The sequence below is a fragment of the Micromonospora sp. DH14 genome (assembly GCF_029809455.1).
In the GTDB taxonomy this organism is placed as follows: Bacteria; Actinomycetota; Actinomycetes; order Mycobacteriales; family Micromonosporaceae; genus Micromonospora; species Micromonospora parva.
The window spans coordinates 1-22,019 of the sequence record NZ_JARVKT010000057.1; the positions used below are offsets into that span (position 1 = coordinate 1).

General features: G+C 66.0%; 14 protein-coding genes and 2 pseudogenes. 10 read left to right on the top strand and 6 right to left on the bottom strand.

What is annotated here, in order from left to right:
- Positions 1 to 111: 111 nt before the first annotated feature.
- Positions 112 to 738, bottom strand: a complete 627-nt coding sequence (locus QCZ28_RS33720; protein WP_279520410.1) for a hypothetical protein — start codon at positions 736 to 738, stop codon at positions 112 to 114.
- 781 nt (positions 739 to 1,519) lie between these two features.
- Here QCZ28_RS33720 and QCZ28_RS33725 point away from each other — a divergent pair.
- Together QCZ28_RS33725 and QCZ28_RS33730 are read left to right on the top strand one after the other, a co-directional pair.
- Positions 1,520 to 2,692 (top strand): hypothetical protein, encoded by a 1,173-nt coding sequence (locus tag QCZ28_RS33725; RefSeq protein WP_279520411.1) that lies wholly within the window; start codon positions 1,520 to 1,522, stop codon positions 2,690 to 2,692.
- A gap of 281 nt (positions 2,693 to 2,973) precedes the next feature.
- The gene (locus QCZ28_RS33730; protein WP_279520412.1) at positions 2,974 to 3,564 is read left to right on the top strand and encodes a hypothetical protein; all 591 of its coding nucleotides are present in this window, start codon (positions 2,974 to 2,976) and stop codon (positions 3,562 to 3,564) included.
- 854 nt (positions 3,565 to 4,418) lie between these two features.
- On the opposite strand, the pseudogene QCZ28_RS33735 reads toward QCZ28_RS33730, so the two are convergent.
- A pseudogene (locus QCZ28_RS33735) lies at positions 4,419 to 4,790 on the bottom strand (transposase); the annotation flags it as partial.
- A 4-nt stretch (positions 4,791 to 4,794) separates the two neighbouring features.
- On the opposite strand from QCZ28_RS33735, the pseudogene QCZ28_RS33740 reads away from it, so the two are divergent.
- From QCZ28_RS33740 to QCZ28_RS33750, 3 genes and pseudogenes are all read left to right on the top strand, one after another.
- Positions 4,795 to 5,372, top strand: a pseudogene (locus QCZ28_RS33740) (IS630 family transposase); the annotation flags it as partial.
- Positions 5,369 to 5,557 carry a hypothetical protein gene (locus QCZ28_RS33745; RefSeq protein WP_279520413.1) on the top strand — a complete coding sequence of 63 codons (189 nt, stop codon included), beginning with the start codon at positions 5,369 to 5,371 and terminating at the stop codon, positions 5,555 to 5,557. The pseudogene QCZ28_RS33740 and the gene QCZ28_RS33745, both read left to right, overlap by 4 nt.
- 76 nt (positions 5,558 to 5,633) lie before the next feature.
- On the top strand, positions 5,634 to 5,927 hold the full coding sequence (locus QCZ28_RS33750; RefSeq protein WP_279520414.1) for an NIPSNAP family containing protein: 294 nt from the start codon (positions 5,634 to 5,636) through the stop codon (positions 5,925 to 5,927).
- Here QCZ28_RS33750 and QCZ28_RS33755 read toward each other — a convergent pair whose 3' ends face one another.
- The gene (locus tag QCZ28_RS33755; protein WP_279520415.1) at positions 5,928 to 6,776 is read right to left on the bottom strand and encodes an aminotransferase class IV; all 849 of its coding nucleotides are present in this window, start codon (positions 6,774 to 6,776) and stop codon (positions 5,928 to 5,930) included.
- 171 nt (positions 6,777 to 6,947) lie between these two features.
- Here QCZ28_RS33755 and QCZ28_RS33760 point away from each other — a divergent pair, with 171 nt between their 5' ends.
- Both QCZ28_RS33760 and QCZ28_RS33765 read left to right on the top strand, forming a co-directional pair.
- Positions 6,948 to 8,051, top strand: coding sequence for an enolase C-terminal domain-like protein (locus QCZ28_RS33760; RefSeq protein ID WP_279520416.1), 1,104 nt, complete (start codon positions 6,948 to 6,950; stop codon positions 8,049 to 8,051).
- Positions 8,052 to 8,194: 143 nt separating this feature from the next.
- The gene (locus QCZ28_RS33765; protein WP_279520417.1) at positions 8,195 to 9,127 is read left to right on the top strand and encodes a DUF1611 domain-containing protein; all 933 of its coding nucleotides are present in this window, start codon (positions 8,195 to 8,197) and stop codon (positions 9,125 to 9,127) included.
- Positions 9,128 to 9,135: 8 nt separating this feature from the next.
- Here QCZ28_RS33765 and QCZ28_RS33770 read toward each other — a convergent pair whose 3' ends face one another.
- Together QCZ28_RS33770 and QCZ28_RS33775 are read right to left on the bottom strand one after the other, a co-directional pair.
- Positions 9,136 to 12,648, bottom strand: coding sequence for a hypothetical protein (locus QCZ28_RS33770; protein ID WP_279520418.1), 3,513 nt, complete (start codon positions 12,646 to 12,648; stop codon positions 9,136 to 9,138).
- 908 nt (positions 12,649 to 13,556) lie between these two features.
- Positions 13,557 to 13,979, bottom strand: coding sequence for an NUDIX domain-containing protein (locus QCZ28_RS33775; RefSeq protein WP_279520419.1), 423 nt, complete (start codon positions 13,977 to 13,979; stop codon positions 13,557 to 13,559).
- A 564-nt stretch (positions 13,980 to 14,543) separates the two neighbouring features.
- Between QCZ28_RS33775 and QCZ28_RS33780 the strand changes: the two genes are divergently transcribed.
- Both QCZ28_RS33780 and QCZ28_RS33785 read left to right on the top strand, forming a co-directional pair.
- Complete coding sequence (locus QCZ28_RS33780) at positions 14,544 to 15,710, top strand: zinc-ribbon domain-containing protein (RefSeq protein WP_279520423.1); 1,167 nt, start codon at positions 14,544 to 14,546, stop codon at positions 15,708 to 15,710.
- Positions 15,711 to 16,684: 974 nt separating this feature from the next.
- Positions 16,685 to 18,610 (top strand): AAA family ATPase, encoded by a 1,926-nt coding sequence (locus QCZ28_RS33785; protein ID WP_279520420.1) that lies wholly within the window; start codon positions 16,685 to 16,687, stop codon positions 18,608 to 18,610.
- A gap of 51 nt (positions 18,611 to 18,661) precedes the next feature.
- Here QCZ28_RS33785 and QCZ28_RS33790 read toward each other — a convergent pair whose 3' ends face one another.
- Positions 18,662 to 20,722 (bottom strand): hypothetical protein, encoded by a 2,061-nt coding sequence (locus QCZ28_RS33790; protein WP_279520421.1) that lies wholly within the window; start codon positions 20,720 to 20,722, stop codon positions 18,662 to 18,664.
- A gap of 462 nt (positions 20,723 to 21,184) precedes the next feature.
- Between QCZ28_RS33790 and QCZ28_RS33795 the strand changes: the two genes are divergently transcribed.
- Positions 21,185 to 21,358 (top strand): hypothetical protein, encoded by a 174-nt coding sequence (locus QCZ28_RS33795; RefSeq protein ID WP_279520422.1) that lies wholly within the window; start codon positions 21,185 to 21,187, stop codon positions 21,356 to 21,358.
- Positions 21,359 to 22,019: the final 661 nt, after the last annotated feature.

Sequence of the window (22,019 nt, forward strand, 5' to 3'; positions counted from 1 at the left end):
GCCGGACCCGGGCTGCCGCGTTCATGCCACCACCAGCCGGATACCTCATACCTCCGGCCTACCGAATCAATCGACCGAGATCACGCCGACACGCCGACGGACGTCAGCCTTTCAACCTCTGTAGCCGCCCTCGCCACAATCGGGAGCTTCCTGCCGCGTCCCGGGAATCTCCCGCAGCGCGAAGGCGGGATCGATCTGAATCGGTGGCCTGTCCCCCTCGTCGAGCGGTACGGGCGCCCGTACCGCCCCGAACTGAATGCTGTCCACCGTCGTGATACGCCACCAGCCGACGGTGTCAAGGAACCGCATGCTCATCGGCCGGTCGTGCGCCGGGGCCTTCGGTTGGCTGGTGTAGTCGTCGTACAAAACCCGCACTGTCAGTATCGAGCACGGCGGGGCGTTGAGATTGCCGCCGTAGAGAACGTGCGGGGTCGGCTTCACGCTCACCTGGGCCATCTCGAAATGGATGCGCATGATCGGCACAGGCGACCGGTTGTAGATTACGAAAGTGGGATAAGTGTTCACCTCATCAGGCGCTCGGTCCGCGTACCAAAAGGACACCCGGGCGGCGTACCGCTGCTCGTACCGCTCATTCTCAATCTTGGCTAACCCCAATTGCGCCTGGTTAATCTTCAATTGCGACCGGTTGATCTCTTGCTGATCTCGAAGCGTCCAGAAGGCGATTCCGAGAGCCAGCAGGCTGAGCGCCGACGAGACGACAGCCAGCCACGTCTGCACCCGACCGCTGACGGCTGAAGGCGGGACCACCGAGCGACGCGGACGGCGGCGCGCCGCGACAGCTCGAACTCGCGGCGCTCCTCGGGGCACAGGGCTCTCCTTCCATCGAGACCCTTCATCTTGGCCCGAACCTGCAAGAATTGCCTCCGCCGACAAATCACCACAGGGTGACCTGACGTCCGTTCGTCGATTGACCAACGCCACCTGCTCACGGTCCCCCTCGCTCGATCCTTGCCCCACCAATATTCCCGTCGCGCCCCGACCAGTCCGTACCACAACCACTCGACCAGCCGTGCCTCGACTGGGACGGCCAGCCAACGGCGCCGCTCACGCCACCCGGTCTGCTGCCGGCCAGCGGCGACGGCGTCGCGACCGAACGGCGGGACCAGCGGCTGCCTCAAACTCGCTTAGTACCATCGCAAACTGCTTCGGCTTCTCGAGGACCTGCTCGGGCACGACGAAGGCAGCGGCGTCACCGCTCCGAGCGGTAGGGGCGGATCGTCGCCGCTCACGCCGATTGGTGGGCGGTCAGTGAGCAAACGGCCCCCACCGCCCGCAGCAACCGGTCACGGTCGCCATCCGAGCGGCGAGCCCGACGAGACAGGCGATAGCGCTGTTGAGGTCAGAGCGGTCAGCACGATGACCATCCTCGATGGAAGCTACCCTTGGTAGCTAACGTGTAACCCGTTGCTCAGTCGGCTGCGAGCAGGACCACCGCTTAGGGGGACCCGTGAACCGACCAGTCTGGGAACACCTCGACCCGCTCGCCTTCAACGACGGTGTGTTCTACGTGCCGGCCGCGGTCGAGTTGCAGCCGCGACTCACGCTCTGGGGGCACCCCGACCAACCCGATCTGCGCGAGCGGCTGGCCAACGACCGCCCCCACGGCATCGGTGGCAAGAAGCTGCTTTGCCTGCTCTGCATGCGCTACCAGTCCCAAAGAGGGCTGCCCCGCACGCCGGTATGGCTGACCTTCGTCGAAGGCCGGCACGGCCCGGTATTCCGACACGAGGACGGCCGTTCCCCACACCCGGAACACCAGCCCGAGACCGACACCCACAAGGCGCTCAAAGAGCGCAAGGCCCGCACATGGGAGTCCGCCGGCGGCACGGTGGAGGTTGAAGTGTGGCGGCCACGCGCCCGCCGCCGACCGGACGTCCTGGCCATCGGCCCGGTCCTAACGGTCGCCGGGGAGATCCAGCACTCTAGGGAAACCCCTCGGACTATCCGGGCCCGACAACGAGCGCTGCGCAAGGCCGGAGACCGGGTGGTGTGGACCACCGACCGCGGCGCCGACGACATCGCGTTCCTGCACCCGGTGCCACACCTGTCCGTACCGGCCCTCGACGACCACCGCATGTACCTGTCCGAGACCCGCCTGGAGGTCGGCGCGGGTGCCATCACGTTCGAGACGCAACGGTGCGGCTGGGCGGACCTGTGGACGGGCACCACCCGGTGTCCGTCCACCCGCAAGACCATGCCGTGCGGCCGGTTGCACCTGTACCCGACGCTCAACCCGTACAGCTACAGCCGGCAAAAGGCCGCCACAACCGCCATGTTTCCCTGTGGTCCCCGCCTTCACCTCGACCACCTACTCGAAGGCATCTTGCACGGAGCCTGGCTGCCCTACCGGCACCGCGACCGCGTTAGCTGGATCCCTGCCGATGCTCACAGCACGGTCGCCGGCGAACGGGGCGGGACCGTCGAGCTCGCCGAAACCGCAAGCGACCCCCGCCGCGACGAGACGGCAAAACGCGCCTGCGAACGGCGATACGGTCCCGACGTGACGCAGGCCAAAACGTCCAAGGCGAGCAGCCTGCCCTTGTGCTGCGGTAACAAAGGGCCCGGACGAGCCGGTCAGCCGCTGGTCCTCGCCTGCCAGCTCTGCAGCAACTCCCCTACCTACTGGCGCCGAGAGGAACTCGACGGGACGCAGTCCAGCGCCCACCAATGATCTGGCCCTCAGACCCGGAGCCCGAGGCCAACCTACCTGACCTCGACCTCGAGGAGGTGTCGGTACTGCTGGCCACGCTGTCAGTTGCAATCACCGTCGGCGGCAGATCCGGGCGGGGGTTGTCGGGCACGGTAGCGGTACCTACGCTGTCGTCGCCGATCTGGCTGAGGCACTTGGGGTTGCGGTGAGTTTTGACCTGTACGTCATGGCACGAGGACCAACCGGTCACTACGGCCGAGGCGCGAGCAAAGCTGGAGCGTTGGGGAGACGGCGGACAAGATGTGTTCGCCGCGCATCCCGCCGTAGGGCGGTTCTATGACGCACTGCTCGATCGCTTCCCGCCGCTGGAGAGTCTCGGCGATGATGACGTCGACCGGCTGGGAGTGTGGAGCATGACTCCCGAGCGGTCCGACGCGATTCTGACCGTCTCGTGCGTCTGGTCGCGAGCGAACGAGGTCGGTACCGCCGTCCTGACTCTCGCCGCCGAGCACGGCCTGATCTGTTACGAACCGGGCTACCAAGTCGTGAACCCCAACGCGCCGGGCCACGTAGCCCTCTTTACGCTCTCGTCGGAGAGTCTGCCGACGATGCCCGACCCCGACGCGGGCCGATTGGAATGGATCATCGGCCAGGTCGGCGAGAACAACGGCTACGTGATTCTCGAACGCGCCGATGGGTGGTTCGTCCAGGTGGGCTACGGCGACGCTGCCGGAGTACCCGCCGGGACATACGCACTCGAGTATCAGGAAGGCTCGATCGACCGCCACTTCCGCTGCCAGACCACCGACCGCGAAGCAGCCCTGCGGCTCCTGCAGGAATTCCGAGCCGGCCACGAGGGGTGGAAACGCCGTCACCTGTGGGGACCACTCTGACCAGTCCCACAACTGCCCATCCAGCCGTCACAGATGTCCGGACGCGTACGTACGGCAGAGTCCCACCGCACTGAGGCCCGCTCGGCGGCATCGCGGTGCGCCTCGAGTACGAGCCTGAAGGCGCGCACTTCTCTCGGCATGTGCGGACGCCGCCCTACCGCCTTCGCGGCGCGCCCACGCTGACGCCTTCGGACTCGCCGAAGAGGTCTTCAGCCTGAAGTGCGTGGTCAGGACGTTGTCCGTGGGATCGGTGTCTCGAATGACGGAACTGCGGCGGACTCCAGCAAGCTCACCGCGACGCTCCACATCAATCTGCAGCACGCCTACGCACGTGGCATTAGGCCAACCGAGACGCCGGCGGCGCCAGCCATCCCGGGAGGAGCAACGCCTGACCACTTCGACTTCTACTGGGGGTCACGCCGCACCGCTCGACCTCATCACCACAGGTCAAAGCCCTCGTCTCTGTCTGGCGTCGGCGAGCACTTCGGGCGCGGAGACACCTTCGCCAACCTGCACCCAACCTGCTCCCATCTGTAAGGCAAGCCAACCAACGGCTCCTTACCGCCTTGGCCTGCACGCACTCCCCTACGTGACGATATGAAGCGTGGTCGATGGCGTCGCAAAACCGCCGAGCACTCCGCGGGAAGCAGGACGCTCCGCCCACTCTGACCTGCGAAAAAACACGACCGCAGGTCGCGGCGTACGTCGTTGGGCGCCGTTCGATGCCGTTGAGTGCAGTTCGACGCCGTTCAGTGCACCCGGCTGCTCCCAAACTGCTCCCTCGATCCCCGCCTCACATCGACCCGCGGTCAGCCGGAGGGCTGTCTCGCTAAGGGTGTTTCCGGCGATCTTGGTTAGTAGGTTTCAGCGGCGGGGAAGAGGTCGCTGAAGGTGATGGCGAAGGCGTTCAGGGCGGGTTTCCAGCGCATCGTCCCTCAGGTTCTGCCTGCTCCGGTGGGGTCCAGGGACCGGGTCACCAGGTACAGACACTTCAACGCGGCCTGCTCGTTGGGGAAGTGGCCGCGGGCTTTCACGGCCCGCCGGTAGCGGGCGTTCAACGACTCGATCGCGTTGGTCGAGCAGATCACCCGCCGGATCTCGACGTCGTAGTCGAGGAACGGGATGAACTCGGCCCAGGCGTTGTCCCACAGCCGGATCACCGCCGGATACCGGCCGCCCCACTTCTCGGCCAGGTCCTCGAACGCGGCCCGGGCCGCTTGGGCGTTGACGGTGGTCTGCGTTGACGAGAAGTCGCAGATCCAGGCCCTGGACCGGACCGCGCCACCGCCGATGCGGTTCGACCAGGCCGAACGTCGCACTCACGACTACCGCCAGCACGGCACCACCACCCTGTTCGCCGCGTTGGAGGTCGCGACCGGAAAGATCACCGCGGATGCCTGCTACGACCGGCACCGCAACACCGAGTTCCTGGCCTTCCTCAAACAGGTTGCCAAGGCCCATCCGCGGGTGAAACCGCACGTCGTGGCCAACAACTACGCGACCCACAACCACCCCAACGTCAAGGCGTGGCTGGCGAAGAACCCGAGGATCAGCATGCATTTCACCCCGACCAGCGCGTCGTGGATGAACATGGTGTCGAGGTCTTCTTCGGGATCATCACCCGCCAGGCCATCCGCCGCGGCACCTTCACCAGCGTCCCGGACCTGATCGGCGCCATCCGCGTGTTCATCGACGCCTACAACCAACGCTGCCAGCCGTTTCGCTGGACCAAGACCGCCGAACAGATCCTCGCCAAAGCCAACCGGCGCCTCGCACCACACGACACCACCGCTGCGAGCACGACATGAGCCGGCGGCGGTACGTGGCACGCGGAGTGCCCGGCGGGTACCGAGTCTGGGACAACAAAGCCCGCCGGTGGTGGGGCGACCTCTACCAACTCTGCCCCGACGACCTCCTCACCGAACTCAACGGCGAGGCCAACCCGGACAAGATCAGCGCCCTACTCAAGCGGTATCGGGCATTGAAGCGATAGCGTCAGATCACTTCAGACACGCGCCACTAGACCATGTGATGTGGTCCGGATTAGGTCGGGTAATGAGGCCAAGAGAATGAGCGGACAGCTACGGATCTACACTGTGATGCCGGGCCTGCTGGACGAATGGGTCCAGCGGTGGCGCACCTTGGTGGTGCCGCTCCGGCGGCAATTCGGGTTCAAAATTACCGGGTCCTGGGTGGACCGCTCACTCGATCAGCACATCTGGGTGGTTTTCTATACGGGGCCAAGTTCCTTCGAGGAGGCGAACGCCGCGTACTGGGCCTCGCCCGAGCGGGTCGCCATGAATCTCAATCCCCGCGACTATTTGGTATCGGAGGTCACCCGGCAGGTCGAAACCGTCCTCTGACTATGGTAGGGCACCAGGGTAACCGATCAAGGATCGGGCGGGCTCAAGGAGTGGTGAGCGCCGCAGTGGGTTGCCGTCGATTTCCGTGACCGCCAGGATTCCGCTCAGTGAGCCGGTGAACCACACGCCGTCGGCGCGAGCGAGGTCGGCCGGCGTCACCAGTGCCTCTCCGATCGCGAGGCCGAGGTGCCGGGCACTCGCGAGGAGGGTGGCGGCCGTCGTTCCGGCGACGATCCCGGTCCAGGCGGGTACAGAGAACAGCGTCGAGCCTGTGATCCACAGCAGGCTGTAGCTAGGTGACTCCAGGACATAGCCCTCCGTGCTCAGCCACAACATCTCCTGGGCGCCCTGGCTCAGGGCCCAGCGATGGCTCGCCAGATTGACCGCGTACGAGAGGGACTTGACGCCGCCCAGGAGCCACGGCGCACCAAGGCGCCCAGCCACCGGGTAGCCGTTAGTGGCGGTACGGGCCGTCACTCCGTGTCGCCTGTTCACCGCCGTGGCGGCGGGGAGACGGTCGACGGTGCCGAATATGGTCGGGCGACCGGCACCACTGCGGCCGCGGGTGCAGACGATCCTCAGCACGCCCTCGACGTCCGCCGGCCAGGCGGCCGCGAGTTCGTTGACGAACTCCGTGAGCGGCAGCCGGTCGGGCAGTTCCAGCTCGATACGCCGGGCAGAGGCATAGAGACGGCCCATGTGCTCCTCGAGCAACATCGGCTTGCCGCCGTGCAACAACAGGGCCTCGAAGGCGCCGTCGCCGCGAAGCAGCCCGAGGTCGTCCGCATGGGCGACGGGTTCGTCGGGGTCCACGAAGCCGGTGCCGTACACCGCTACGAAATCGACCATGTGTGGCACCCACCCCCGAGGGGCTGATCATACCCCGAGCCGATCCTCGGCCCCTGAGAAGGAATTCCAGTGATCTCGATGAGTGGCTATCATTCCGGAAGGATGGAGCATCGATGTGCAACGGCGGCCCTTCCCACGTCGCCGCGCCCGCAGCAGTGCGACGCAGGCTGCATGGTGACAAGAATCGACGCCGTTCCGCTGAACGTCATGTTGTCCATTCCGCAGCCGGCCGGCAGCGCCCGGATCGTGTCGAGGAACGTCATCGTTCGTACGGTCCTCCGCGACGGAACGGTCGGCTACGGAGAGGTGGCACTCTTCGCCGGGATCACCAGCGAGTCGCAGCGGTCGAGCCTTGCTGCGCTCCGCCGGATCGAATCCTCGGTCCACGGTAGCTGCGGACAGATGTGGTGCGAGCTCTCCCGCCGGATCCGGGCGCTGGCCCCCGGCCTCACCGCGACCCGGTGTGGCGTGGAACAGGCGCTGCTGGACGCCGGGGCGCGTCGGGCCGAATTGTCCCTGGTGCGGCACCTCGGTGGATCGCCCGTGCCCTTAACGTCCAACCTGACGGTCCTCCCCGGCGACATCCCTCACACCCTCGCCGCCGCCCGGGCGGCCCGGAGGTCGGGGTTTAGTCGTATCAAGATCAAGGCAGTCGGTCCGTGGAAGCTGGACGTGGCGCGGGTACGGGCGGTCGCCGCCGCGCTACCACACTCCTGGCTGCAGGTCGACGCACACGGTCAGTACTCCTACGACGATGCGCGGCGGTTCGTCGACGCCCTCGATCAGGCCGGTGTCGAACTCGCGCTGTTCGAACAGCCGACGCCGCCGTCCCGCCCGGGCGACCTGGTCAGGCTCCAACGCGAGACCGGCGCCCCGATATGCGCGGACGAGTCGATCCGCGGGGAGGGCGACCTCTGGCGGCTGGTGGAACGCGGCGGGATCCACGCGCTGAACGTCAAGGTGATGAAGTTTGGGGTGCTGGAGTCGATGAGCCTCATTGAGGCGGCGGCCGCAGCGGGAGTGCGGTGCATGATCGGGGGGATGAGCGAGACGGCGGTGTCCACCTCGTTCTCGGCGGCCCTCGCCGCGGCCCGCCGGCACGCGGTCGGGTACGTGGACCTGGACACCCCGTGCTTCATGCCGCACCTCCCGATGACCGGCGGCATCGGCTACTCGCGGGGACGGATAGTGATCCCGCACGACGCCCTGGGGACGGGAATCGACGCCTCCGCGCTCTTTCCTCCTGCCGACCGAGCGGGTTCACAAACGTCCTGAAGGGAGTTGTGATGGCCACCGACGCTGATGTGTCGACCGTGAGGGGTCCGGTCGCGATCTGGACGGACGGTCGCCTAGGGCGCTCCGGGACGAAGACGGCGAACAACCTTCTCCTACTGGGCACACGCTGGAAGGTTGCCTGCGTGGTCGACGCGGTCGCGGCAGGCACCGACGCCGGCGTCATCCTCGGCGTCGGTGCGCTCGACGTGCCGGTGGTACCCGACCTGGCCTCCGCCGCGCGGGCAGGCGCGCGAAGCGTGGTGGTCGGGGTCAACGCGATGGACGCGGACAGCCATGTGCCGCCGCGGCTCCGGGCGTTCGTCGTCGAGGCCATCGCCGAGGGCCTCGACGTGGTGTGCGCGACGCACGCCCATCTGAACGACGACCCCGAGTTGAAAGCGCGAGCAGCGTCGGCCGGGGCGCGGCTGGTGGACGTCAGGACGGAAGGGCCGCGCCACACCTGGTCCCCCGGCCTTCGGGTCGACGCCACGGTGGTCCTGACCGTGGGCACGGACAGCGCGGTCGGGAAGATGACCACTGCACTGCTGCTGCACCGCGCGGCATTGGCCGCCGGCCTGTCGAGTGGCTTCGTCGCCACCGGGCAGATCGGGAACATGTGCGGCGCCGATGAGGTGGTGCATGCCGACCACACTTTCGGCGACTTCATCATCGGAGCCGTGCAGCGAGCCGTGCACCGGCTGGCGGTGCAGGGACGCCAAATCATCGTCGTGGAGGGACAGGGTGCCATCCTCCATCGCGCCTACGGCGGCGGGATCATCAATATTCTCTTCGGCGCGGCGCCGGACGCGATCATCATGTGTCACCACACGGATCGCGTGGATCGGGCCATGTTCCCCGGTCTCAAGGTGTCCTCAGTCGCCGACGAGTTGGCCGTCATCGAGGATCTCAGCCGCAGGGTCGGCATTTCGGCCAGGCTGGCGGGCTTCTCGATCTTCGGCAGCAGGCCCTGCGACGAGGCCGCCCGGTACGGCGTACCGGTGGTCAACGTCCGCGACGAGGGCAGCAGCGACATTCTCCTGCGCTCGGTGCTGGACGTGACGGCGAGCGGGCGATGACGCGCCCGTCACCCGTCGACCGGTGGAGCGAGCATGTGCGACTCACGCTCCTCGGCGGTCAACTCGCGGAACACCCGTTGGGCGGCACGTCGCCGCAGGGCGTCGAAGTCGGGGGCAGCGGACCAGATCCTGGCTGACTTGTCCATGGAGGCCGACAGGAGACGAGTGCCGTCCGACGACCAGGCGATGGAGGTCACCCGGTCCCGGTGCACCCCGGCGACCCGCACCTCGGCTCCGTCGGTGGAGTTCCACAGCCGAATCGTGCGGTCGTACGAGCCGGTCGCGATCAGGTCGCCCGTTGGGGACCAGGCGATGGCGCGTACGCGCCCTTCGTGACCTTCCAGCGTGTGGGTGTGCCGCGCGGAGCGCGCGTCCCAGAGCCGGGCGGTCCAGTCCGCCGAGCAGGTGGCCACCGTCTCCTCGTCCGCCGACCAGCTGACCCCGTCGACCCAGTTGTGGTGCCCGCGCAGGACCGCCAGCTCCTCTCCGGTGGCGGTGTCCCAGATACGCGCCGTCCGATCGTCAGACGTGGAGGCGATCATCCGGCCGCTCGGCGACCAGCAGACGCGCACCACCCAGTCGGTGTGTCCGTGCAGCTGCAGGAGCCTGCGCCCTGTGGCCGCGTCCCAGATCGACACGGTCGCGTCGCGCCCAGCCGTGGCCAACCGTGCGTTGTCGGGCGCCCACATGATCCCTTCCGAGACGACACCGGTGTCGAGGGTCCGCTCGGGTCGGCTCCCGCCGAGTCGCCAGACATGCACCAGCCCGTCGTTGGCGCAGGACGCCAGGCGCTTCCCGTCGGGCGCCCAGCCGACACCCCACACGATGTCGGTGTGGGCAACGAGTTCGGTGAAGCTGTCGGCGGCGAGGTTCCAGACGCGGACGGTGCCATCCTCGGAGGCGGTGGCCACCTGAAGGTCGCCCGCGGCCCACGCAGCCGACCGGATACCACCCACCTGTCCCACGAGGGCCCGCTGCTCGGCACCGTCGGGGAGCAACGACCACAGTCGAGCGCTGCCGTCGCTGGAGGCGGACGCCAGTTCCGTGCCGTCGGGCGACCACTGCGTGCTCCAGACCGCATCGTCGTGCCCCCGCAGCGTGGCGATCTCGCGCGCGTCGTTGACGTCCCAGACCCGGATGGTCCGGTCGCTGGACGAGGATGCGACGGACAGCCCGTCCGGAGACCACGCCACACTCCACACGAAGTCGAGGTGCCCGCGGATGAGCAGTAGTTGGCGGCCGTCGGCGACGTCCCAGATGCGCACCGTATGGTCGCCGGAGGCGGTCGCCAGCCGCGACCCGTCCGGTGACCAGCCCAGCCCTTCGACGAAGTCGCCGTGTCCTCGTAGGGAGAGCCGCCGGTTACCAGAGGCGAAGTCCCAGACGATCACGGTGCGATCGTGGGACGCCGAGGCGAGCAGGGTGCCGTCCGGTGACCAGCCGAGGCCGTAAACGTCGCCGCTGTGCCCGCGCAGCGCCGTCAAGTGCTCACCGTCGGCGGCACGCCAAACATGGACCTGGTGGTCCTGGCTGCCGGCGGCGACGTGCCTGCCGTCGGGCGACCACGCCACCCCTCGCACCATGTCGTCGGCACCGTAGAGGGTGAGCAGCGGCGCGTTCTCGCCCAGCCGCCATACCTTCACGGTCCGATCGCGTCCGCCGGTCGCTATCCGGCGTGAGTCCGGAGCCCAAGCGACGGCCTCCACCATGGCCTGGTGGCCACTGAAGACGGCCACCGACCGCCCGGACGCGGCTTCGAAGATTCGCGCGGTCATGTCGCGTGAGGCGGTCGCGAGGTACCGCCCGTCTGGGGACCAGGTGACGACGCGCACCGTGTCGCTGTGTCCGGAGAGCACGCATCGCAGATGGCTGAACGCAAGCGCAGACATCAGCGCGCGCTCGACGACCGGGGTCCGCGGCGCCTCGGCGAGCGCCGTCATCGACAGCAGGATCGACAGCTCGGGGAAGCGCTCGGCGTTGGCCAGGACGTACTTGCCGATGTTCTCCGATACGCGCCGCAGGAAGGCGAGGTCGCGTCGCTTCGAGTGCTCGATCAGCGAGCGGACGGATTCCCCGGCCTGGCCCAACGCGTCGAGCCCGGCCAGCCACTGCTCGGCGAGCGCGAGGCGCTGACCGGTGAGCAGGTAGTCGTGACTGCGACTCGAATTCTCCCAGTCGGCCGCCCACCGTTCCAGTTCCGACCGCTGCCGCAACTGCTCGGCCCGGGTCTCGACCTCCTGACGAAGTGGCGCCCAGAGCCGGAAGAGCGCCTCGTGCGCGACCTCCGCCACTGGCTCACCGTCGCGGACGTTGGTGATGAGCAGGCGGGCATCGACGAAGGCGTCCACGATGCGCCGCTGGTCCGGTCCGATGTCCCGGAGGGCGACCGGTCGCTTGGTGACATCGTTCGCGTCGAGCGAGACGAACCGCAGGAGCGTGGAGAGCGTCTGTTGAATCCCACCTTCGTCACGCAGCTCGGTCACCGCCTGGTCCGCCTGCCTGGTCAGGGCTCCCCCCACACCGCCGGCCGCCAGGTAGTCGGCTAGGGTCACCGTGCCCTGGGCGCCGACCTCGAAAAACAGCTCTTGCAGCAGGTACGCCAGCAGCGGAAGCGCGTCGGTGGTGCCGACATCGGCCACGATGCGATCGACGACGTTCGGGGCGAACGTCATATCGGCGGTGCGGCCCGGCTCCTCGATAACCGTGGTGAGGTATTCGCTACGGATGGCTCCGATCGCGATAGGACTCTGAAAGAGCGTCGAGTGGTCGGTGGCCAGGAATTGGGTGAGGAACTCGATTCGCATGCTGGCGAGAATCGAGACGCGCGGGTCACCTGCCAGCAGCCTCTCGATGACGTCGAGAAAGAGCGCCCTATCGCCCTCGCCGGTGATGGTGAAGAGTTCTTCCAGTTGGTCGACGACCAGCACGACCTGACTGAACCGGTGTCCCTTCGTACGTCGGATCTCCGACACGTAACGCTCGGGGATCTCCCGGTTCTGTCTCACGCTGCGCACGATCGACGGGATCGCGGTACTCGTCGGCAGGGCCTTCGACACGGCCCGCGCCAGATTTCCGATCGGGTCGCTGCCTGGAGTGATCACCGGCAGTATCACCCAGCGGCGAGCCTTGAGCACTGGCACGACTCCGGCTTGCACCAGGGATGATTTCCCGCTGCCCGAGGCGCCGACAATGACCAGCAGCCGCGACTCCGGAACGCTCAGCAGGCGTCTGACGATGTCCGAGATCTGCTGGTCCCGGCCGTAGAACACCGCAGCATCACCCTCGCGGTACGGCTCAAGACCGGGGTACGGCGGCCGGCCCGGGTCCCATTCGCGTCGCTTGATCTTCGGGTTGGCCATGTTATGAAGAACGATCTGGCCAGCGATCAGTAAGACGACGATCACAAAGAAGGCCGGGAAAGCCACCGATTTTAGCACGTTCAGCAGCGGTGGCGGATCGTCGATGCTCGTGAGGTAATTTCCCACGACGCCGAGCAGGCTCGTCGCCACGATGAGAGCCACGTTCAGATAGAGCGGGAACGCTGGCCGAAGCCGACCCCGGTGCAACCTTCCCTTGAGCACAGGCGCTCCGCAGAGGTAGGTCCGTCGATGTCCCGAGTCGATATCGTACCGCGAGGCGGCGACTTGTCGCGACGGTTGAAAGCTGAGCGTGGCTTCGCCGGACATGGTCGCCGCTTCTTTCCTCTGGTGCCAGTGCCGCAGCCTCTCCGGGCCAGGTCACGGTGAACTGCCACCTGAGGGTCAGCTTTCACGCGCCGCCGATACCAGCCCTGAATGCTGTCCGCCACCGCTGCCGATGCTCGCCGCGGCTCGCCCACGCCAGATGACCACCAACAACGACCGCGCCGCGCGCCAACGCCCGGACGACCGTCGCCTTGACCTCCTCGACCACTACAGGGGGGTCACACAGCACCGCAGAACCGCATCACCGCAGGTCAGGACCATCGTCTCTGTCCGGCGTCGGTGAGCACTTCGGGCGCGGTGACCTCTTCGCCAACCTGCACCCAATCTGCTCCCAGTTGCAAGGCCAGCCCAACCAACGGCTCCTTACCGCCTAGACCTGAGCACACTTCCCTGCCAGCCGACATAGGGCACCGTCGACTGCTGCTCAGAACCGCGGAGCACTCCGCGGGAAACAGGGCGCCGCACCCACTCTGACCTGTGCAAACGCATAGCCGCAGGCAGAGGTGGGTGCAGTTGAGTGCCGCTCGATGCCGTTGGACGCAGTTCAAGGCCGTTCAGGGCACCCCGCTGCTCCCAACCTGCTCCCCCAAACCGGGCTCGCACCAGACCGCCGACCGATCGTGAGCTGCCGGCCCAGTGCTTTGGTTGGCGCCAGCGCTGACTCCAGCAGCCGCATCGGTCGATCGCGCAGCACGCTCACGATCGCCGCGCCTTGTCAGCGACGATCAGTCCGTCTCGCCGGCGCTGCCGAGGTGGAGCGGCAGGACTACGGCGGTCGTCACGGCCAGGTCGCGGTCGAGAACCTCATCCCGCGGGACGAACACCATCGCGCGGCCCTCGCCGACCACCACACCCTGTTGCCGAGCATCGGTCCGGCCGCGGAAAACGTGAACAGTCAGCGTATGCGGGAAGCCGGCCTCGTACGGCCATGGGCCACTCCACAATGCACGCAACTCACTCGTCGTCAGGCCCGTCTCCCTGAATAACTCTCGGTGCGCCGCCTGTTCGGGCGTTTCGCCCAGCTCGACATGGCCACCCGGCAGGCTCCACTGGTTCGGAGACACCAAGCTTTGATCATCGCGATGCTGCAGGAGTACCGCCTCCGAGGAATCGCCGAGGAGCACCAGCGCAGCATCATAGGTGGCCATGGCGAGATCGTCCCAGGCCCGCTGCCACCCATCGGTGCAGCAAACCCACCCGGTGCCGGCTAGCTGCTGCTAGAACCGAGCGAGTCGCCAGGGCGGCCCCGCGATCTTCGGCGGTTTGGTCAGCGTGGGGATGATCGCGTGGCAACATCGGCTCGGGCTACGGCGTCTGGGTCATGCTGATGCGAAAAATCCGACCCAAGGAGCCTCGTAGCTCCACAAAGCTGGTTTCCCCGCCCCTGGTAGCGGCAATATTGAGCCGTGAAGCGGCACTCGGAGAAGCTTGACGAAACGCATCCAGAGGTGGCCGCTTGGTGGCATCCAACGGCCAACGGCGATCTCAAGCCCAACATGGTTACTGCCGGTTCCCAGAAGACGGTCACATGGCTATGCGCCAAGGAACACACCTGGGATGCCAAGATCCAAAACCGTACCCGTGGCATCGGCTGTCCGTACTGTAACGGCCGGCGTACGATCCCCGGCGAGAACGACCTTGTGACGCTACACCCGGAGCTTGCTGCCGAGTGGCATCCGAACCGGAACGCTCCAAGGACACCAGGTGAATTCATGCCTGGCTCTGACTTCAAGGCTTGGTGGCTCGGATCATGCGGGCATCAGTGGCAGGCCACTGTGACGAACCGCCGCAGAGGAACTGGGTGCCCGACTTGCACCCGGCCGCGCGGTCCTCGGGCCGGCAAGATCCAGCCAGACCAGTACCCCCAGCTTCACACAGAGTGGGACAGCGGCGAGAACGTTGGTAGACGTCTGACCGACTACGGTGTCGGTTCCAAATACCAGGCGGCATGGATCTGCCCACAGGGGCACAGGTATCGCATGCGCATCCACCACCGGACGAAGCCAAGCGGTGGCGTTGCCGCTGGTTGTCCATACTGCTTTGGTCGATACCCGACGATCGGAGTCAGCGATCTGGCCTATATTGCGCCCGAGGTTGCGAACACCTGGCATCCGACCAAGAACGGCGCCCTTCAGCCCGAGCGCGTCCATGCGGCGGCGAACGCATGGTGTTGGTGGCAGTGCAAGCACGGTCACGAGTGGAGCGCTCAGGTATACCAACGAACGGTCTTTGGGACCGGCTGCCCAACGTGCTACGGCAGATTGGTAGAGGCCGGCTTCAACGACCTCGCGACGCTGAGACCGGACATCGCGGCAGAGTGGCACCCAACCAAAAATGGCGCCTTGAAGCCATCTGAGGTGGCTGTTTCGCCTGCGACGGAGGTGTGGTGGCTTGCCGCCTGCGGGCACGAATGGTGCGGTCCAATTGCGCGGCGGACCAGCGGACGGCAAAACGGCTGTCCGAAGTGCGTGCTCATCCAGACCTCCAAGATCGAGCACGAATTTTTCACGGAGCTAGACGGCAACGTGCTGACCGATGCCCAGCACGGCGCCCAGGTGCTGGCGCCATGGGGTAGGCGTCGGTTCGCCAAGGTCGACATCCTCGGTACTTACCGAGGACGAGGGGTTGTTGTCGAGTACGACGGCTCGTATTGGCATGCAGAAAAACTTGACGCCGATACCGAGAAGACCGCCGCCCTGCTCACCGCCGAGTACGTGGTAATCCGAGTCCGCGAGCAGAGTCGCGACGGCACAGGCCTTCCTCCTCTTCCGCTGGCACACAGACGTCTCGCTCAGTTCAACCATCGATGGGGGCAGGCAGGTGAGCTCGAACGGGTCGTGGGCAAGATCAGCGACTGGCTCACCGCTCAGTTCGCTTAACGTCTGCCTGTTACACCGTGCACGTCCCACAATCAGCAGCCACGTTACTGGCAGCTTCCTGCAATCCATGGTGCAACATCCACAACCGCCGCTGTTCGCTCTAGGGAGCGCGGCGGCCAGACGTGCAGAGCCCGTAGGTGCCCGCTCGTCAGCGGCGGCGACTACCGCCGCTCCGCGCAGGTTCCTGCGTGGCCGCTGTGCCAGGTCGCTGGCCCCGACGAGAAGGCCAAGAAGCACGGTGGTGGCGTGCTGTGTGGCGCTGGCAGGATCTTCGCCAGCCGCTCTACCGCCTCTGCCGGGGTCAGCGCTGACGCCTTCGGTATCCATCAGGACGCTACACCGACTCTGACCTGCGGCAACGTGGAGCAGCAGGCAGGGGTGGGTGCAGTCGAGCGGCGTTCGGTGCCGTTGGACGCAGTTCAGGGCCGTTCAGGGCGGGCCGCTGCTTCCACCCTGCTCCCACGAACCCAGCCCCCGACCGATCGTGAGCTCGGGCCCAGTGCCTTGTTTGGCGCCAGCGCCGGCTCCCGCAGCCGCATCGGTCGATCTGGGGGAGCACGCTCACGGTCGAGGCTCCGAGGGCGAGACAGCCCCGAGCGGGACAGCAGCTACGACGACCGAAGCCGGAACCACGATCGGCAGAGACCGTACGCCGGGCCTGTTCAGGAACAGGCGTCCCAAGCGAGTCGGGTCAGATAGTCAGCGTCCAGCTGACCGACCTCCTCGGACGCGCGTTCGAATGACGGCAGTACGGCGGTGCACCCTGTCGGCACTTTCAGTTACGATGTCGGGTGATCAAACCGAAGGACCCCGGGCGCCTCGCGCACGGGCGACGGCATCCGGGGTCAACTCCTTGATGTGGTGTCAGGACGATACCCCGAACTCGCGCCTTGGCGGCAGCTTCTTCGCAAAGGTGTGATCCTTTGCCTGCCCAGCTCCTGAGCCTGTGGTCCTTTCGAAACGATGGAGGGCAATTGAAGCTCGTCAAGGCCCAGGTGACCTACTACCGCTCGATCGCAGACTCCGAGGAGTTCCGGGTCGAAGATGACGTCACCTGCCTGGTCGGCAAGAACGAGTCCGGCAAGACCAACGCTCTGCAGGCTCTGTTCCGGCTCAAGCCGATCGAGAACAAGGCGTTCGACAAGGTCGTCGACTTCCCCGCGAACATGGGCCGCAAGCGCCGGGAACTGGGCGAGGCAGCCGTTCCGGTCATCGCGGCGACGTTCCGCTACGACGACCACGAGATCAAGATGATCGAGGAGGACCTCGGCCACGGGGCCCTGGCCAGTCGCGAGTTCACGCGCACCGTCGGCTACGGGGCCCGCTACTTCAGCCACACGGTCAACGAGGCGGCGATCGTCAACCACCTGCGTTCCGGATTCGACCTTCCCGCCTCCGTCGCCGGCGACATCGCCAAGGCCAAGACCGTGGCCCAACTACTCGCCGCGATCGACGCGCTCGACGAGCCGACCGCCGGCGCGACTGCCACCGCAGACCGCATCCGCAGCTGGCGTGATCAAAGGGTCCAGCTCTACCTAATCGACGAGTATGCGGAACCCTACATGCCGCACTTCGTCTACTTCGGTGACTACGACATCATGCCCGGCAAGGTGTCCATCCCCGACCTCATGGCCCGTCAGAAGGACGGCACCCTGGAGCGCGGCGAGAAGGCGCTGATCAGCCTGCTCGACATGGCCGGCGTCAGCCTGGACGAGTTCAGCGTCACGGACAACCACGAGCGGCTAATCCGCGAGCTGGAGAACACCAGCAACGCCATCACCGAAGAGGTCTTCGAGTACTGGTCGCAGAACACCGACCTGGAAGTCGACCTCAAGGTGCTGCAAGCCGAAGCGGGCGCCCGCGCCCCACTGAACGTCGGCCCGATCCTGCAGGTCCGCGTCCGCAACCGGCGGCACGGCGTCACGGTCCCGTTCGACGACCGCTCGCGCGGCTTCGTGTGGTTCTTCAGCTTCCTGGCCTACTTCAACAAGGTCGAGGAGAACACCAAGGGCGATCTCATCCTGCTGCTCGACGAGCCAGGCCTGTCCCTGCACGGTCGCGCCCAGGAAGACCTGCTCAAGCTCATCGACGAGCGGCTCGCAACCAAGCACCAGGTCATCTACACCACGCACTCGCCGTTCATGGTCTCGCCCAGGCACTTCGAGCGGGTCCGCACCGTCATCGACCACATCGACGGCGGCACGAAGGTCTCCGAGGAGATATTCCGGGCCGACACCGACACGGCGTTCCCGCTGCTGGCCGCCATGGGCATCGAAATGACCCAGACGCTTTTCGTCGCCGATGACACCCTGCTCGTCGAGGGCCCCAGCGACATGATCTACCTGGAGATCCTCGGCGATGCCGCCGAGTCCACCGGCAGGACCGGACTGGACCCTCGCTGGGTCGTCACTCCGATCGGCGGCTCCGGCAAGCTGTCCACGTTCGCCACACTGCTTGGCGCCAACAAGATCAACGTCGCCGTGCTGGTCGACTCCAGCACCAAGGACGTCCAGGCCGTCCAGCAGCTGCGCGCCAACGACCAGATGGCCCGCAACGGCCTGGTCGAGATTAAGGAGTTCACCGGCGCCGCCGACGCCGACATCGAAGACCTATTCCCGCGCGAGTTCTACCTCGAACTCGTCAACCGCGCCTACGTCAACGAGCTCACCACGCCGATCAACCCGGGTGACCTCAATGCGAAGGACCCACGGATCGTCCGCCAGATCGAGGCCCACTTCAAGAAGAACAAAGTCGCCGGCGGCAAGTTCAACCACTACAAGCCCGCCCGCACCTACCTGCGAGAACAGGCGTCCCTGCCCGACCTCGACGCCACCACCCTCGACCTGATCGAGAAGCTGTTCCAGCGGCTCAACAGCCTGATCCGCAAGACTAAGAAGTAGGCACCCCAAGCCGGCGCCGGGTGCGCAGTCGGCGCCTGGCGCGCCTGAAGCTCAGTCCTCGTGGTCATGCGCGTCCAGGTCGGCGCCTAACTCACCTACCTCGACACCGTCTCCGCCGACACCAGTCCCAATCGAGGCGGGCCCATCTGCCAGTTCGGAGCTGGCCCCTGCTTGTTCGGCGTGCTCGCGGCGCCCTTGGACACGAGACACAGATGGCCCCGGCAGAGCCCTCCCCTTGGCAAGCGTTGCAATCAGTGGAGGGATCTCGATCGGCAACAGCGAAGGCATCGCAGCCACCTGTGCCCGTATTTCCTCGTCCACCTGTAGGTATGCCTCTAGCTCGCTGAGGAACGTCGAGCCGCCCTGTCCGCGCGTCTGTGGGATGTAGAAGCGGATCAGATCTTCGCAACCAGCGTGGAACCCGAGCCCGCTGGTAATAGCGGGCAGCATTGACGGGCCCGTCGAGGCGCTGAGGTAAATGACAGTGAGGCCCGTGCTGCTGTGTTCCCTGATGCGTTGCGGACCGGACACCACGATCCCGAGGGTTACGAGGTCGACACCCGCACCACTGGGGCTCTGGTGGCTGCTGAATTGGTCCAGGGTCTTGTCGAGGGTTGGCACGAGCTCCACGAAGGAGAGGGGGACAACGGCTCCCTTCTGCCGGGAGACGGGCAAGAGATCCGACTCGAAGAGAGCCTGCAACCTCGCCCGGCCCGCCTGAGACTCAAAGTCGCTCGCGGCCCAGAGCTCAGCAACTCGCGTGCGTAGTGCCTGCAACTCGCTGGCCCGGGCTGGCCCGAGCAGCAGCATCCAGTGCTGCGACCATCGTCGCCCTCCCGGTAGCTCACGGTAGGCCTTGACAGCCGCAGTGAGGACAAACATGTCCAACGCTTCTCGCAGTCCCTGCTCGCCGCCTTCCACCGTGCGGAAGTGGGCTGGTCCTAGCCCGCTCGGCCGGGCAGCCGCGGCGTTGATCTCGGGCAATCCGAAGTAGCCCTCTGGACGGGGAAGCGACACAACGAAGTCTCGGGGGAAATGCGCGGAAGCCTCTGCGGCGAGGAACGCGGAGGCCATCGGTGTGGTGGCAAACCCGACGTACTGGGCGCGGGGCAGGATGCCCATCAGCTCCTCCAGCGCCGACCCGAGCGCGTTCTGCTTGGAGGTCGATGTGGAGTCGGCGTCGGCGTCGATGATGAGCGCCGGGATCTCGTGCAGTGGGGTGCGCGCCTTCTGCAGGTCGTTGACTAGTCGCCTGATGATTGTCAAGTTCTTCTTCACGACTAGGAGGCGGGTCGCCGCGTGGTCCAGGTTCCTGCCGTCGTTGAACGGTGTGTCCGGCACGGTCTTCTCGAACTGAAGGGTCTCGAGGCGGGCAGCCAGGGCCTTGTAGTCAAAGTTTGTGTCGGTGAGGCGATGGATCTCGCCAGTGCCGAACGGTGTCAGTAGGCTCTCGTCCAGTCGGGCCTGGAGTTGGGTGCGGATTGATTCGAGCGGAGCACTCAGTACAACAATGAGCCGGTATCCGGCGTCGACCGCCTTGGCGACAACAGCCGTCATATCTGAGGTCTTACCGGCCTGTGGATAGCCGAGGACCATACCTGTGCGTTGGGTAGGAAGACCAGCTCGGGGATCGGCCAGTTTCCTGACAACAGCGTCGGAGGACTTGTCAAGACGGGCAACCTGCGAAGGTGTCCACGCTCTGCGGTCTAGCAGTAGCTGTCGGTAGGTGTCCCAGTGGATGGTGCGGACCGGTGTCGCCGGTTCGTGCCAGCGGGTCGGTTCTGGGCCAGCTACGGAGGCTGCCCGGTCGGTCAAGCTGTTGTCGGGCAGGACGCGCTCAAGCGTTAGCTCTGAGATTTTGCTGTGTGCCTGCACCAGCAGGAATTTTGTTTCGCTGAGCTCTGCCTGCGCCTGCTGCAGCTGCTCGATCAGCTGACTCCAGCTCTGCGCTTGGGCATCATCGATACGGCTTGATCCCGAGCGAAGGACGTCTAGGGCCATGCCAGTTTGCAGGAGGCTCCGCTGAGCTTGGACCAGTTCTTCCCTGGCGAGATCCCGCTGCTGCTGCGCGGCGCGCGCCTCAACCTGAGCCTCGCGGATCTTCCGCTTCAACTGCTTGGTGTGTCCCCATGTACCCGGCTGCGCGTCTTGCGCCCTGCGCTGAAGCTTCCAGAGTCGCTGCGGATCCGGCCCGGTCAAACTGCCGGGGCGTCGGTCCACTTGGTAGATCAGGTCGGCTATGAACTCGTCAGACGGAAGGCTCTGGCCGCTGAGGTATCGGGTGACCGAGCTAGGACTCAACGCCTGCTGCCGAGCGTAAGCCCGAACGGACACCTCGAGAAGCCCGAACCAAAGCCGAAGCTCAACGACCAACTCCCGCCTGATGGCGGAGATGTCCGTTGAAACCGCCCGCAAACTGCTATGACCGCCGCGCACGTATTAGTAATACCGGTGAGCCAGCCCGATGCGCACCCGTTGCGCTTGATTTCGCAACGCGTTGCGCTCGACGCATCACCGGGTTCCTCGCCCATGCTGGAAGCTGCCCAGCCATTCGTGATTGGAAGGACCTGCTGGATGGCCCTGAACGACAGACCTTCGCCCGTCTCCACCTCGAGCTACCCCACCCAGAGCCACCCCATCCCTCGACTGATCGGACGGACCATCGCTCTGGGACTGGTCAAGGGGATGGCCACCGCGGTGGGCGGCGTCATCGTGTCGTCGATTGCGTGGTGGTTCGGCCACCGTTGAAGGCGCCCCGGCGAAGACCGCCGATCACCTGACTAGCCAAATAGAAGCTAGACCTTCAACTCTGCTGAGTGGACCTCTTCGGATCTGCCGAAGAGGTCTCCCAGTAAAAAGGCCTGGTCAGAAGGCTTCTGGTGGGATTTGAGTCTCAGCTTCCGGGAAGCATACCGACAGCAGCACGGGCGACCCAGAGCGGCACGCCGATGGCACCGACACTCTTCAAGGGGCGCCTGAGGGCTCCACGCCGACAGCCGGGACCGGCCAGGTGGGGAGCAGCGAAGGTTGACCTCTTCGATCTTCTCGGGGAGGTAACGCCGGACCTCTCATCTGTATCACCGCGGGTCAGGGCCCTCAGCTCTGCGCAGCGCCGGTGAGTTCGGGTCCCGTGACCTTTCACCAGCCGACGTCTCGCGCTACCCGCGCAGCTCCTCGATGGTTCATGGTGCGTGAGGGCATCTATGGAGTTGTCCAGGGCATGCATCATGACCGGTGTATTCCGCGCTCGTCTGTGCCATCGGGCCCGCGGCGGGGCGCCTCCTGCTACAGAGGTTGAAGGGCCAAGGTTCGGGCTATCTCGGTGGTTCGGGTTCGAGGGTCATGCCGGTGCTGGCGAAGAAACCGGCGAGGAGATCGGTCTGTTGCTGACAAGCGCGTAGTCGGCGTT

What these genes read in the sequence shown, in the direction of transcription:
- QCZ28_RS33780 (WP_279520423.1), top strand. Translation starts at nt 14,544, where the DNA reads ATGCCTGGCTCTGACTTCAAGGCTTGGTGGCTCGGATCATGCGGGCAT.
- QCZ28_RS33795 (WP_279520422.1), top strand. Translation starts at nt 21,185, where the DNA reads ATGGCCCTGAACGACAGACCTTCGCCCGTCTCCACCTCGAGCTACCCC.
- QCZ28_RS33760 (WP_279520416.1), top strand. Translation starts at nt 6,948, where the DNA reads ATGGTGACAAGAATCGACGCCGTTCCGCTGAACGTCATGTTGTCCATT.
- QCZ28_RS33745 (WP_279520413.1), top strand. Translation starts at nt 5,369, where the DNA reads ATGAGCCGGCGGCGGTACGTGGCACGCGGAGTGCCCGGCGGGTACCGA.
- QCZ28_RS33755 (WP_279520415.1), bottom strand. Translation starts at nt 6,776, where the DNA reads ATGGTCGATTTCGTAGCGGTGTACGGCACCGGCTTCGTGGACCCCGAC.
- QCZ28_RS33775 (WP_279520419.1), bottom strand. Translation starts at nt 13,979, where the DNA reads ATGGCCACCTATGATGCTGCGCTGGTGCTCCTCGGCGATTCCTCGGAG.
- QCZ28_RS33750 (WP_279520414.1), top strand. Translation starts at nt 5,634, where the DNA reads ATGAGCGGACAGCTACGGATCTACACTGTGATGCCGGGCCTGCTGGAC.